General features: G+C 66.4%; 12 protein-coding genes and 2 pseudogenes. 11 read left to right on the top strand and 3 right to left on the bottom strand.

Going from position 1 to position 13,515, the window contains the following annotated elements; translation table 11 throughout:
* The first annotated feature begins 379 nt into the window (after window positions 1-379).
* From LO762_RS29325 to LO762_RS29280, 11 genes and pseudogenes are all read left to right on the top strand, one after another.
* A complete protein-coding gene (locus tag LO762_RS29325; protein ID WP_230619380.1) occupies window positions 380-1,126 on the top strand; it encodes a GntR family transcriptional regulator in 747 nt (248 codons plus the stop codon).
* Between the two features lie 19 nt (window positions 1,127-1,145).
* Window positions 1,146-1,319, top strand: a pseudogene (locus LO762_RS29320) (UTRA domain-containing protein); the annotation flags it as partial.
* Window positions 1,320-1,327: 8 nt separating this feature from the next.
* Window positions 1,328-1,987 carry a YdcF family protein gene (locus LO762_RS29315; protein ID WP_230619378.1) on the top strand — a complete coding sequence of 220 codons (660 nt, stop codon included), beginning with the start codon at window positions 1,328-1,330 and terminating at the stop codon, window positions 1,985-1,987.
* A gap of 396 nt (window positions 1,988-2,383) precedes the next feature.
* Window positions 2,384-2,470: pseudogene (locus tag LO762_RS33995) on the top strand (pentapeptide repeat-containing protein); the annotation flags it as partial.
* A gap of 12 nt (window positions 2,471-2,482) precedes the next feature.
* Entirely contained in the window at window positions 2,483-3,685 is a 1,203-nt protein-coding gene (locus LO762_RS29310) for a pentapeptide repeat-containing protein (protein WP_230619377.1), read from the top strand.
* A complete protein-coding gene (locus LO762_RS29305; RefSeq protein WP_230619376.1) occupies window positions 3,682-5,544 on the top strand; it encodes a B12-binding domain-containing radical SAM protein in 1,863 nt (620 codons plus the stop codon). Before LO762_RS29310 ends, LO762_RS29305 begins: the two co-directional genes overlap by 4 nt.
* A 36-nt stretch (window positions 5,545-5,580) precedes the next feature.
* Entirely contained in the window at window positions 5,581-6,486 is a 906-nt protein-coding gene (locus tag LO762_RS29300) for a pantoate--beta-alanine ligase (RefSeq protein ID WP_230619375.1), read from the top strand.
* Window positions 6,483-7,625, top strand: coding sequence for a hypothetical protein (locus LO762_RS29295; RefSeq protein WP_230619374.1), 1,143 nt, complete (start codon window positions 6,483-6,485; stop codon window positions 7,623-7,625). Before LO762_RS29300 ends, LO762_RS29295 begins: the two co-directional genes overlap by 4 nt.
* Window positions 7,626-7,716: 91 nt before the next feature.
* Window positions 7,717-9,045 carry a histidine--tRNA ligase gene (gene hisS, locus LO762_RS29290; RefSeq protein WP_230619373.1) on the top strand — a complete coding sequence of 443 codons (1,329 nt, stop codon included), beginning with the start codon at window positions 7,717-7,719 and terminating at the stop codon, window positions 9,043-9,045.
* Window positions 9,046-9,164: 119 nt separating this feature from the next.
* Complete coding sequence (locus LO762_RS29285) at window positions 9,165-10,388, top strand: ATP phosphoribosyltransferase regulatory subunit (RefSeq protein ID WP_230619372.1); 1,224 nt, start codon at window positions 9,165-9,167, stop codon at window positions 10,386-10,388.
* A 196-nt stretch (window positions 10,389-10,584) separates the two neighbouring features.
* Complete coding sequence (locus LO762_RS29280; RefSeq protein ID WP_230619371.1) at window positions 10,585-11,013, top strand: winged helix-turn-helix domain-containing protein; 429 nt, start codon at window positions 10,585-10,587, stop codon at window positions 11,011-11,013.
* A 164-nt stretch (window positions 11,014-11,177) separates the two neighbouring features.
* Here the strand turns inward: LO762_RS29280 and LO762_RS29275 are convergent, their stop codons facing one another.
* The 3 genes from LO762_RS29275 to LO762_RS29265 form a co-directional block, all read right to left on the bottom strand.
* Window positions 11,178-12,029 (bottom strand): GNAT family N-acetyltransferase, encoded by an 852-nt coding sequence (locus LO762_RS29275; protein ID WP_230619370.1) that lies wholly within the window; start codon window positions 12,027-12,029, stop codon window positions 11,178-11,180.
* Between the two features lie 109 nt (window positions 12,030-12,138).
* On the bottom strand, window positions 12,139-12,294 hold the full coding sequence (locus LO762_RS29270; RefSeq protein ID WP_230619369.1) for a hypothetical protein: 156 nt from the start codon (window positions 12,292-12,294) through the stop codon (window positions 12,139-12,141).
* On the bottom strand, window positions 12,291-13,406 hold the full coding sequence (locus LO762_RS29265) for a radical SAM protein (protein ID WP_230619368.1): 1,116 nt from the start codon (window positions 13,404-13,406) through the stop codon (window positions 12,291-12,293). Before LO762_RS29265 ends, LO762_RS29270 begins: the two co-directional genes overlap by 4 nt.
* Between the last annotated feature and the right edge of the window lie 109 nt (window positions 13,407-13,515).

The raw sequence follows: 13,515 nt of genomic DNA, 5'->3' as shown, positions 1-13,515 counted from the left end.
CGCGACCCCCAGCCTATTCGAACAGACCTCGAACACCTAGCATCCCCGACCACCCCTGACCTGCACCGGCCACCAAACACCCAACCTTCCACCCCCGAACTCGGGCCGGTGACCCCACGCACGCCAACGAGGACAAGACCGGGGCCGTTCGTCGCCAGCTCCGCCACCACGAGTTCTACGGCGTCGGCGGCCCCGCTCATCTCTGCGACTCGACGCGCGTCGTGACGTGCACGCGACACGGATTCCGGATAAGCCGGATACGTCCAGGTATTCACCGAACCACTCAATCTGACTACCCAGATATCTATGCTGAGTACTCAGCTCGCGAGTGGTGTACTCAGGTTGTCAGGCTGTTCGGCGACTTCGATGGGAGATCTCGATGAGCCAGCCCGAGTACCAGCGGATCGCCGACGACCTGCGAACGCGGATCATCGGAGGCGAGCTGGCTCCGGGTGCCCGCCTACCGAGCCGCCGCGAACTCGGCGAACGCTACGGAGTCGCCGACAAGACCGCTGTCGAAGCCGTGCGTCTGCTCGTCGCCGAAAGGCTTGTGGAAGCCAGGCCAGGCAGTGGCACCTACGTGCGCGAACGCCCACAACTCCGCCGCCTGACCCGCAGCTGGTACCGCGAGGCACGCGACGGCAGCCCGTTCCGCGCCGACATGGCCGCGCAGCAAAGGTCCGGCGGCTGGCGATCCTCGTCGGAGACGACCAGCGCACCACCCGCCATCGCCGCCCGACTCATGATCGAGCCAGGCGCCCCCGTCATGAGGACCCGGTACGTCTTCACCGCCGACGACGAACCGGTCATGCTCTCCACCTCATGGGAACCACTGGAGATCACCAGCGGCACCCCCGTGGTACTGCCCGAGGACGGACCCTACGCCGGACGCGGCGTCGTGGAACGCATGCGCGTCATCGGCGTCCCCATCAGCACAGCCACCGAAATCGTCACAGCACGCCCCGCACTCACCACGGAAGCCGCCGAACTCGACATCCCCACAGGCTCAATCGTGATGACGATCCAACGGACCTACACCGGAGACCAACCGGTAGAAACCGCCGACATCATCATCCCCGTAGACCGCTACGAACTCGCCTACGTCATCCCCACCCAACCAACCTGACCCAACCGAGCGTCTCCAGGCCCGCATGCCCACCCCGGACGAGATAAAACTGCTGCAACTCCCCGCTGGCGAGCCCGTTGTCGTCCTCCACCGCAAGACCTTCACCCGGGACGGCGGCATCGTGGAGTTCGCCCGTGGCCTCCATGCCGCGTCCCGTTTCGCTTGGTCCTACGCCTTCAAGATCCCTGACTGAGGAGCCGCATGCCCGCCAGCTCACTCCTGCCTGACGCCTACCGGGCCGACGTGGAAACCCTGTGGAACTACCACCACATGGAGCACTCCCTACGGCCGGTGGACGTCGGAATCGGCCTGGGCAGCCATGACCTGGGCGTGGCCACCTACGCCGCGGAGCTCTTCCATCAGCGGATCTTCCCGCTCATCGTGTTCACCGGCGCCAACGCCCCCACCACCATCGCCCGATTCCCCCGTGGAGAGGCCGTCCACTACCGGGAACACGCCATAGAGCTGGACGTCCCCTCAGAGGCGATCCTCACCGAGACCGAGGCCACCAACACAGGCCAGAACATCACCCTCACCCGTCAGCTCCTCACCACCAAAAACATCACCGTCAGGTCAGCAGCCCTGATCTCACGGCCCTACCAGCAGCGTCGCGCCTACGCCACCGCCAAGAAACTCTGGCCCGAACTCGACATCATCTGCGCCTCCCGCCCCCTCCCCCTGGACGAGTACATCAACAGCATCGGAGACGCCGACCGCGTCATCAACATGCTCGTCGGAGACACCCAACGCATAGCCGAGTACCCCAAACTCGGCTACGCCATCCCCCAGAACATCCCACCCCACGTCAACGACGCCTTCAATCGCCTGGTCACCCTCGGCTACACCACCCGACTGATCTAACCCCACCGCGACCTGGGCCGCCTGACCGCCCGCATCCGCACGGGATCACTCACCCCCTGATCCAACGCCAACGGCCCCCGGTAGTAAGGACTGCCGGGGGTCGTCGCGGTTCCTCGGTCAGGCCGGGCCAAGAAACCGCCGCGCGCGCTTCCCCAGGCCAGGAAAGCGCGATCCCCAGCCTATTCGAACAAACCTCGAACACCTAGCAGGCTCAACCACCCCTGACCTGCACCGGCCACCAAACACCCAACCTTCCACCCCCGAGCTGCCTACGGTTCCGCCCACCGAGCGCCGTCGGCTGAGGCTGCGTTCCAGCACCAACCTGGTCCCGGGCGGTCGTTCAATAGACCGCGGTGAAATTGTCGACCAGATCTACTTGAACGGACAGGCCGCGGTCTGAATCTGGGCCAGGCCGACCTTTCCGGTCTAGATCTGTCTGGCTTCGACCTTCGTTATGCGAATTTGAATCGTGCGAGTCTTTTCGGCACCAAGCTCATGGGTGCTGATCTGTCGGGAAGCTCGCTGGTCTGCGCTGGGTTGGAGCGGACGGATCTCACCGATGCGAGCCTGCGTGGGGCGTACGTGCATGCATTGGCGGTGCAGGCCAGTTTCCTGGCGGGAGCCGATCTCCGTCAGCTCGTCGATGCCACGGGGTCTCTCTTCCACGGCTGCTCTCTCGCCGGGGCGCGGCTGACGGGCTCCGAACTGGCTGGCTCGACGTTTTACCAGTGCGATCTTGGCCGGGCTGATTTGTCGGATGCGGATCTGCACGGCGCGGTCTTCAACGAATGCGGGATGGCTGATGTCAGGCTGCTTCGGGCGCACCTTGACCATGCCTCGATCACTCGTTGCAACCTCTCCGGCGGAGATCTGAGCGAGGCACGGGGGCGCGGTCTGGTCATCCAGCGACCGACCTCGGCTGATCGCCTCGTGCTGAAGGCGGCGCAGCTTCCTTCGTTGAGGCTGCTCGGTGTTCGCGCCCACCACGTCAGCGCGGCAGGGCTGCACGCACCGAGCGTCGACGTCGAGGGCGGGGATCTCGCGGGGATCGACCTTTCCGGAGCTGATCTCCGGCGGGCCAGGCTGGTCGAGGTCAGCTTGGATGGAGCGGTCCTGGACCGCGCGCTCCTGCAAGAGGCGACCTTGTGCGGAGTCACCGGCAGGAGGATCCAAGGCGAAGGGATCCGCGCTGAAGGGCTCACCGCGGCTGAATGCACCTTCACCGACGCCGTGATGCCCCGGTTCGCCGGACGTTACGCCACGTTCCGGAACTGCGATCTCAGCAGGGTCGACCTTCGGGAGAGCTACCTCTACCGCGCATCGGTGATCGGTGATCCGCCGGCATCGGCCCGGTTGGTGGGCGCGCGACTCGACGGTACGAACCTGACCCAGGCATATCTGGCCGCGGACCTGTCCGAGGCCACCTTCCCGCAGGGCTGGGCGACCTACGCTCGGATCAACCAGTCGATCTTCGACGGAGCCGATCTCAGAGGGACGTCGCTGTACCGGGCGAGCGCGGTCAAGACGAACTTCTCTGGTGCGCGACTCGGCGGGCAGCGCGGAGCCCTGCTCACCGACAGGTGCGTCGGCCTGGTCGAGGCGCTGCGAGCGAGTAAGGACCCCGACGTGGCGGAACTCGCTGACGAGGTCGAGGCGCTCGCCTCACTGCTGGCACGGGACCCCGGGAAATCCACGTGACGTTGACCAAGGATTTCAAGGTCAGCCTGGTGGATCTCTCGGGCGAAGCGCGAGTCGCCTACACCCCTCTGGGCGTCATGCTGCTCCGAGCGGCGCTCCTCGCAGATGAAGATCTCGCAGAGGGCCTGGACGTCTCCGTGCACGCCTTCCTCGCCTCAACGAGCCTCGCTTCGGTCATCGAGGAGATCCAGGCCGTCCAACCAGACCTGCTGGGCTTCTCCTGCCAGGGCTGGAACGTCATGGCCTACCGCCAGATGCTTCCGACGCTCCGCCAACTCCTACCCGACACCGTCATCGTCTTCGGCGGCAACCACGTGTCCCACCAGGGCGATCGGTGGCTCCGTGAACTCCCGGAGCTCGACCTGGTGATCACCGGAGAGGGCGAGCGGACGATCTGCGAGCTCGTCGCCTCACTCCGCCATGGCGATCGAGGATTCGCGGACATCTCCGGTCTGGCCTTCCGGCAAGCTGGATCGGTCGTGTCGACGGCTGATCGGCCCCGCATGGCGTCTCTCGACGAAGCACCCTCGGCGTATCTTCAGCCCGGACTCGACCTGGCGCGGTTCGATGTCGCCCTGTGGGAGACGAACCGGGGCTGCCCCTATCACTGCTCGTTCTGCCACTGGGGCGGAGCCGTGGGACAACGGTTGACGAAAGCGGCGTCTGATCGGCTCGAAGCCGAACTCGACATCATCGGCAGATCCGGGGTCGGCACGGTCTTCCTGTGCGACGCCAACTTCGGCATCCTCCGCCAGGACGTGGACGTCGCCCACATGCTCGTACGCACCCTGAAACGCCACGGCGCTCCCCACACCGTCCACGTGAACTGGGCCAAGAACCACGCGGCGACCGTGGAGGAGATCCTCACGATCTTCCAGGAGTCCGGAGTCCACACCAACGTCTACCTGGCCTTGCAGACGATGAGCCGCCCCGCCCTGAAACTCGCTGGCCGGTCAGAGCGCGGCCGACCGGAGATGACCGCCATGGCTCAGCGCGTGATCGCTGGCGGCGGCCACGTCGGCGCGGAACTGATCTTCGGGTTGCCCGGTGAGACACTGACGGATTTCCGTGCCGCCTACGACGAACTATTCCTGGCCTTCCCGAGCCTGCTGATCCATCCGCTGTGGATCCTGCCGAACACCACCTACGACGCCGACCGCGAGAAGTTCAACCTGATCACGATCAGACCCGATCCGGCGGTCGACTACGAGGGGGTCCTCCAGCACTCCACCCTCAGCATCGAGGAGAACCGGGCAGGGCTACGGCTTCTCCTGGCGGATGAGATTCTGATCGGCTCCGGCTGGGCCTCCACGACCGTCCGAGCCCTCGCCCGATGGGGAGGAACACAGCCGACCACGGTCCTTGACGCGCTGCCCGCTTTCGTCGCCAGCAGGCCAGGGAGGCTCAGCCGTCAACTCGCCCGAGCGTTCGAGGAAATACACGCCGAGTGCTACTTTCACCGAAGCCTGCGAAGCCGAGTCCGGAGCGCGCTCTTCACCGATCCCAGCGAGAGCCGTGACCTGCTCCTCGACTTCCTGGACGACTTGGTGGCCGACGCGGAACTCCGCGCTACGTGCCGACAGCTCGCCCTCCACGACACCGCCTTGCTTCCTCGCGCGGATCTCGCCTCCAGCACGCATGTTTCCGACGTCGACAGCCGCTTCGAAGCCGACTTCGACACCCACGACACCGCGCGGTCCCTGTCGAGCGGGGCTGCTCCCGACGAGCCGCCGCGAGGAGGCAGTCCCGTAACGGTCCGTGTGCGGCACCCGGCAGGGTTCGCCGATCACCTGCACGATGCCATTGATCTGTCCGCCCGATGGGTCGGCCGGGTCATCGACGTCTCACTTCGTCCTTGACCGCCTCCCTGCGGTCACCGATCTGAAAGGCGCGAATTGCTGCACATCACCTCCGTCGCCGAGGCTCGTCCGTTCCTACGGGAGCTCTGGAGCACCGGCCAGTCGATCGGGTCCGTCCACACGCTCGGCGCGCTCCACGACGCCCACGGCGAACTCATCCAACGGTCGGCGAACGAGAACGACCAGACGATCGTGACGGTCTATCCCAACCGCATCCAGCTCTTTCCCGGCAGCGTCTACCGCTACGACATCGACACCGACATCGCGCTGGCCGAATCACGCGGCGCCACGATCGTCATCTCCTCCGACGACCAGGAGATGTACCCGCCGACCTACGCGACGTTCATCGACCAAGGGGAGAGCCACCACCGGCTCAACAGCTCGGTCTTCGACTTCGCCTCGCGCGGACAGGTCACCGGGGCCATCCGGTGGATCTCCCTGTGCCGCCCGACGGCCAGCTACTTCGGAATGAAGGACATCGAGCAAGCCCTGCTGGTTCAACGCGCTGTCCAGGACCTCATGATCGACTGCGAGATCCGGCACGTCCCATGCGTCAGATTCCGAGGCAGCGGAGTCCCCGTCTCGTCTCGACTACGCTTTCTGCCCGCTGGCCGGCTCGCGGAGGTCGGAAGCGTCTACACCGCGCTGGAAACGGGCCGCAACGCGGTCCTGAACGGCGAGAGCGATCCCGGCGAGGTCATCTCCCTCATCCGCCGTCTCCTCCAGGAGAGCCTGTCCACGTTCAAGATCCTCTACATCGCCGCCGTCGATGTGGAGACCTTCGCACCGGTCTCCATCCTCAAAGAGCCGCCGTTCATCCTCCACTGCGCGGTGACGGACGGCGACCTGCACCACTTCGACGGCCTCTGCATCAGGACGCCAACAGAACTCGCCCACTCTCCCGAGGTGATCTGGATCGACCCGCAGGACACGCCATCATGACGCTGCGAGTGCTGGTCGGACTGCCCAGCCTCAACGAAGCCGACACGATCGCGACCGTGACACGCGACATCGACCTTGCTCTGAGCACGCTGCCGTTTCCCGTGTCCGCGCTGCTCGTCAACGCCGATAACTCCTCAACCGACGGAACCTCCGACGTCTTCCTCACGACCGCCACCCGACACCCGAAACGGGTCCTGACCACCGCACACGCTTCGGGCAAGGGCACGAACTGGCGCGCGCTGTTCCAACTGCTCCACGACGACGGCTTCGACATCGGCGTCATGGTCGACACCGACCTGGCCGGCGTACCCGCCTCCTGGATCAGTGCACTGATCTCCGCCACCTCCGACAGCGACTTCGTGTTCCCGCTACGCCCTCCCACCTGGAACGGCGGCGATCTCACCTACCAACTCGCCTATCCACTGCTCGCCGGAGTCTTCGGTGCAGATCTTCGCGAACCGCTGTGCGGCGACATCGCCATCACCCGACGCGGCGCCAAGCTCGTCCTCGAACAGAACTGGACACCCAGCGCCCTGAGGTTCGGCGTCGACGCCTTGGTCGCTTCCGTCGCGCTCACCTCATCTTGGAACGTCGTCCCGATCCCGGAGAGGCGAGGCAACAAACTGCGCAGCTTCTCCGGCGAGTATGGCATGGGACCGAAGTTCGCAGAGGTCGCGACCTCCCTCCGAGAACGCTGCCTACGACGACTCGCCGATCCGCCTCCCGACCGATTCGAGATCGGCACCGCACAAACTCCGCCCGGCAACGGCCAGCCCGTCCCGCACCACGACGCCGACATCGACCGGCTGGCCGAAGCCACCAGCCTCCGGCTGGCCTCCGCCCTCACCACCGGTGCAACAGACCGGCTGCCTGACGCGCTTGTCCACCAGCTGCGTGAGCGTTCTGCCTCGGGCACCCTCCCGCAAGGTCTGCCCTGGGAGCTGTGGCGGGAGATCCTGCCCACCTGGATGAGAGACGACCAACCTTCGGCGATCGCCACAGACCTCCTGGAGACCCTGTTTCTGAGCCGCGTCGTCGGCCACCACCACGAGATCAAGGGCCGCACCGCCTGGTATGACACGGTTCAAGGCCAGGCCCGGGACCTTTTCGATCACCGTGAGTCACTATGGCCATCCTGAGGTTCAGGAAGGGCTTTAGACTTTGGTCGGTGCCGCCGAAGGCAACGACCGGCTCCAGTCCATCTTCGAACACGAGAAGAGATCACCCGGAATGACCGACGAGCAGATTGTACGGCCAGCTCCAGTCAGTGGCTTCACGGAGTGGCTTCCCGAGGTCCGGCTGGTCGAACTGGCTTGGCTCGACGAGATCCGGGCCGCGTTCGAGCGCTACGGATTCTGCTCGATCGAGACGCCGTCGGTCGAGATCCTGGACGCGCTCCTGGCCAAGGGCGAAACCTCGCAGGAGGTGTACACGCTCAAGCGGCTCCAAGGCGGCGAAGACGACAGCGACGCGCGTCTCGGCCTTCACTTCGACCTGACCGTGCCGCTCGCACGATACGTCGCCCAGCACTTCAACGACCTGGTCTTCCCGTTCAAGCGGTACCAGATCCAGCGAGTCTGGCGGGGAGAGCGCCCGCAGGAAGGCCGCTACCGCGAGTTCACCCAATGCGACATCGACGTCATCGGCGTCGACAGCGTCCCGCTGCACTTCGACGCGGAGATGCCGCGCATCGTGCACGAGATCCTCACCGGGCTGCGCGTCGGCCCCTTCAGCATCAACATCAACAACCGCAAGGTCCTCCAGGGCTTCTACGAAGGCATGGGCATCAGCGACCCGATCGCCGTCATCCGCGCGGCCGACAAACTCGACAAGATCGGCGAAGACGGCGTCGCCCGGATCCTCACCACCCAGGTCGGACTGTCGGACGAGCAGGCCAAGGCGTGCCTCGATCTGGCCAGGATCCGTGGAACCGACAGCTCGGTCATCGAGCGGATCGCCGCACTCGGTCCCAAGAGCGACCTGCTCAGCGAGGGCCTCGACGAACTCGCGTTCGTCCTGGACTCGCTGTCGGACCTGCCCGAAGGCAGCATCTGCGCCGACCTGTCCATCGCCAGGGGACTCGACTACTACACCGGCACCGTCTATGAGGGAAAGCTCCTCAACTACCCGACCTACGGCAGCATCTGCTCTGGCGGCCGGTACGAGAACCTCGCAGGCACATTCATCCGCCGCAGCCTTCCCGGAATCGGCATCTCCATCGGCCTCACCAGGATCTTCGCCAAACTCCTGGCCGAAGGACTCCTGCCCGCCGACGGCCCCAAGAGCCCCAGCGACCTGCTGGTCGTGGTCCCCAGCGACGAACGCTCCCAAGTCGCCACCGCGACCGCGGCGCGCCTTCGGTCCCGCGGATTCAAGGTGGAGGTCTACCACCAGGCCGACAAGCTCGGGAAGCAGATCCGTTACGCCTCCCGAAAGGGCATCCCGTTCATCTGGTTCCCGCCCTTCGAGGATGACAAACCGCACGAGGTCAAGGACATGGCCAGCGGCGAGCAGTCCGAAGCGGACCCGGAAACCTGGGTGCGGCGAGCACAGCAGTAGCCGTCACGGACGGCATGGGAATTGTCGGCCAGTCCGTTGTTGCGCGTGCGCGCCCAGGGCGGGCCACACACAATTGCGGTATGCCTGGACATGGTCGGCAGCTTGATCTTCCCCGAGGTATGCACGATGTCAGCCCAGATCGCCTGGTGATCTACGACCAGATCCGCAGGGACTGGTTCGACGTCTGCCGTTTGTCGGGATTCCAAGGCGTCGAGGTTCCACCTGTCGGATTCGCGGAGACCTTCCAAGCCGGGCACAACGCGGCAGGCGAACGGACCTACCAGTTTCCCGACCGAGCCGGACGCGACCTCGCACTGATCTCTGACAGCCTGCCTTCCGTCCTGCGGCTCGCAGCAGGACGGAAGCTCCCATCGCAGAGGCTGACGCACTGCACGCCCGTCTTCAGATACGAGCGCCGCCCCCGCCGGCACTTCCACCATCTGGGCCTCATGGAAGTCCACTTCAGAACGCTTACGCCGCGCGAGCACCTGGCCGCTACGGCTCGCTCGCTCACTACAGTCGCCGACTTCCTCGCCGACAGATGCGCTTTCACCGTCGTCCTCACTGATCCAGGGCTCTGGCGAGCGGCCATCTCCCGAACGGCGACCGGGCACGTTGTTGATCAGCTCCTCAATCGTCTTCGGACAGCACCGGCTTCACGCCGGCCGGCCATCCTGCACGAAGCATGTGCGGACCCCGACGCAACGCAGCTGGCCGAGAGCATCGCTGCCGATCCTTCAGGCGCGCAGCTACTCCAGGACGGCGGGCCTGAGATGCAACGGCTCCTCACCTGCTACACGCTGGCCGACCGGCTTCGGGCCAAAGGCGTGAAAGTCGCCATTGATCTCACCGAATTGCACGCCAGCGAGTTCCACGACGGCCCCGCGTTCCTGTTGCGCCCCGATGGCGATCAACGGCTCCTCGGCGACGGAGGCTCCTACGGGATCTTCGCTGAGAAGTTCGTCGGAGCTCCCACGAGTCTCTACAGCGCGGTCCTGGGCCTCGAACGACTCGCCGATCTGCAACCTCCAGCGCCAGGACTACCGCCAGCGGAGATCGCTGTCCTCGCGGAGCCGCAAGAGGAGGCGATCAAACTCGCGGACAACCTTCGCGTCGAGCTGCAAAGCCACCGCATCGCTGTCTGGGATGTCCTTCGAACGCGTGCCATCCGGCAGCACCTGCGAGAGTTCGCTGACCTCGGTCTGCCCTACTCCACGATCATCGGCGAGCGTGAGCTGATCGGAGCCCCGCTCGTGGTCCGTAGCCGGGATGGTCAGCACCACAACGTGCCGGGCCCAGACCTGGCCGCTTGGCTCGTCGCAAGGCGAAACAGCGGTGCTTGAAGCAGCCTGCCCGGCACGACCTCCAACCCACACCAGCGGCCCCCGGCAGCGACGACTGCCAGGGGCCGCCGCATACGCCCGTCCAGGCCAGAATGGCGCCGATGCCAGCTTATTCGAACTGGACTCGAACGCCTAGCACGCTCGACCCCGATCGGACCTCCTCGCGGAGCCGGGGCCCTGTGGCAGCGTGCTCGGCATGTCGTCGCCGGAACGCATCAACCGCACGTCACGGGTACCGCCCTACCTCCAACTCGCGGACGTCCTACGAGAACGGATCGACGCGCTGATGGACGGCGAACTGCTGCCGTCGATCTCGCGGCTGATGGCCGAGTTCAACGTCGGCCGCGGCGTCGTCCGCAACGCGCTCGCCGAACTCGAACGCGACGGCCTCGTCGTCGTCGAAGCAGGCGTAGGCGCCTTCCGCAGACCACGGCCCCCACAGGCCGCCATCCCCGCCGCCCCCGGCGACACCGTCTCAACCAGGCCCCCCACCGCCACCGAACGCCGCTACTACGACCTCCCCCCCAGCGTCTCCATGCTCGTCCTCCGCCGGGCGGGCCAGAAGGAGGACGAGGCGTACCCAGGCGACCGGACGGTGATCCGCATCACCGACAGCCCCGGTTGAAGGGCGCGGCCGGGCGCGCCGACCACACCGGCCGAACGCCAGCGGCCCGCGCGCCCCACCCACACCTACCGGGCCTCCAAACAGCCAAACCACCACAGACGTGATCAACCAGGCATTGCGCCAACACGTAGCGCCCAACCGGTAGTCCTCGCCATGCTTGAGCGCTACGCCTGGCAGACGTACCCGTGTGTCTCCAGGCCCTCGGAGAGGTACAGCGCTTCGGCGGCGCTGCCGCATGACGCCTGGAGCACCTTGGCCTCGGCGCCGCGAGCGCGCCCCCAGGCCATCGACGCCCGCCACAGGTCCCGGCCGTACCCCCGACCCCGGTAGCCGGGATGGACGGCGAAGTAGGCGGGCTGCTGGATCACGCGGCCACCCGGCCCTACGACGGTCGAGAGCGGCCCGACCGCCCCGACGATCCGGTCGTCGGCGACCGTGACGAGCGTCGGGCCGTCCTGGCGCCCATCCTTCATCCGCTGGTAAAGGAACGGGAAACCTTCAGGGCCGATCTCGTCGGCGAACGCACCAAAGGTGTCGGCGGCCGGGCACCCGGTGAGGGCCTGGACGTTCCGCACAGGCTGCTTATCGCCGGAGGAGAAGCGCTTGACCATCACCCTGCCGCGCGCGCCTTCCGGCCGGTCGGAGAACCAGATCACCCGGTTGCCGCCCCCCGCGCCGTGGGACTTCGCCAGCCGCTCACCGAGACGCGCGAGCACGGAAAGGTCCGGCCCGGCGGCACCGTAGTAGTAGACCTTCACCAGACCACCACCGCGCACGCTCAGCACGGGAACGATCGTCTCCGCAGCCGTGTGAACGACATCGCCGACAAGGACTCGTTCGTCCTTGGTCGTCATCCAACGCCGGTCTTTGTCAAACGGGAGAAACCGGCCGGTGCGTGCGACGCCGAGCACAGCTGCGAAGAGGCCAACACCGACGGCCTCAGGCAACACCGGCCCGAGAGTCGGCACGTACGGCGCACGCATCACAGGCTGAAGCCAGTCCCAGCGAAACCGCATGCCCCAAAGGCTACCGAGCCCCCAAACGTGAAGGACCCCGGACCGCCGAAGCGGTCCGGGGTCCTTCCCCTCCTGCGGAAGCAGGCTCTGCTGGGGAAGCGGTCGAGGGCTAGAAGGGGTTGTCGTCTCCCGCCGCGCAGGAGCACCTGTTGCCGTCGGACAGGGCGTCGACGTTCTCGATCAGGGTGACGCCGGGGGCCTCTATCGTGACCGCGACGGTCGGGGCCGCCTCCGGTACGGTCGGGAGGGCGAGGGCAGCGGTCATGCTGGCTCCTTCTCTCGGTGCTGGCAGTACGTCGCCAGCGGTGCCTTGGCCTTGCGGTAGAGCTGCACGAGCGGCATACAGGTGCCGCACGTTCCCTGGAGCTGGCAGCCGGTACAGCCGCCCTGCCGCAGCAACAGGGAGTCAGCGATCGCGCCGAGGCCGGACAGCCCCTCGACGCCTTCGGCGATCAGGTCGATGCTCGGGTCGCGCCCCACCTTGCAGATCGACGCCTTGCCGAACGGGTTGACGTGGAAGAACGTGTGTCCGGCGTTGCACCCGGTGAAGACCTGCCGCTTGCGCAGGTGGGCGGCTGACTGGGTCGGCAGCGTCTCGTCCCCGCCGTAGATCGTGGGCACCATGTTGGTGTACTCGTCCATCGGCGCGCCGATCCGCTCGGCCAGCTCGCGCATCAGGCCCACCTCGTGGGCGTTGTCCTGGGTCACGATCATCGACAGGGCGAGCGGCAGTCCGGCCTCGTGCGCGGCGGTGATGCCCTTCATGAACAGCCGGTACGCCCCCGTGCGGCTGGTCGTCTTGTCGTAGCTCTCCTGCGTCGCGCCGTAGACGGACACGGTGATCCGGTCGGGGCGGCGCTTCGTCAGGAGGTCGAGCACGCCCGGCAGGAACAGGCGCGAGCCGTTGGTGAGCAGGGTGATCATCATGCCGAGGTCGTAGGCGGTCTGGTAGCTCTCGATGAACCAGCGGTCCACCATGGGTTCGCCGCCGGTCATCTGGAGCCAGAGCACCCCGGCGTCCCGCAGGGTGCGGAGGAGCTTGACGCGGTCCTCCATCTCCAGGCCCTCGAACTTCTTCACACCGAGGTAGCAGTGCGGGCAGTCGTAGTTGCAACCCAGGTTGAGCTCCCACGACGCGCGCCCATACCCCAGGCCGGGGTCCTCGCGCACCAGGACGTGAGGCGAGAGCGGCTTGCCCTCCAGCTCGACGCCCCACGCCCGGCGCGCCGCGGCGGCCAGCCACTCGGGGGCCGGATCGTCGGGTGCCGCCGCCGCGAGCTCCCGGTAGTTGTAGGCGGGCATGGTTCCACCGGCCTTGCCGCCCGGCTTCACCATGACGTAGCGCCCCATGTAGGGGCTGACGATGAACTCATGCATGGGGGTGTCCTCCACTGGTAGCCCCAGGTGGTGCGCCGACTTACCGCCGCACCAGACCCGCCGTGTGCGTCACCTGACTCGACAGTGACGGCGGGCTACCCGGCCGGAC

It is taken from the genome of Actinocorallia sp. API 0066, assembly GCF_020991275.1.
Classification (GTDB): domain Bacteria; phylum Actinomycetota; class Actinomycetes; order Streptosporangiales; family Streptosporangiaceae; genus Actinocorallia.
Note: the sequence above shows the minus strand (reverse complement) of the source record. Positions and strands in the feature narration are given on the sequence as shown.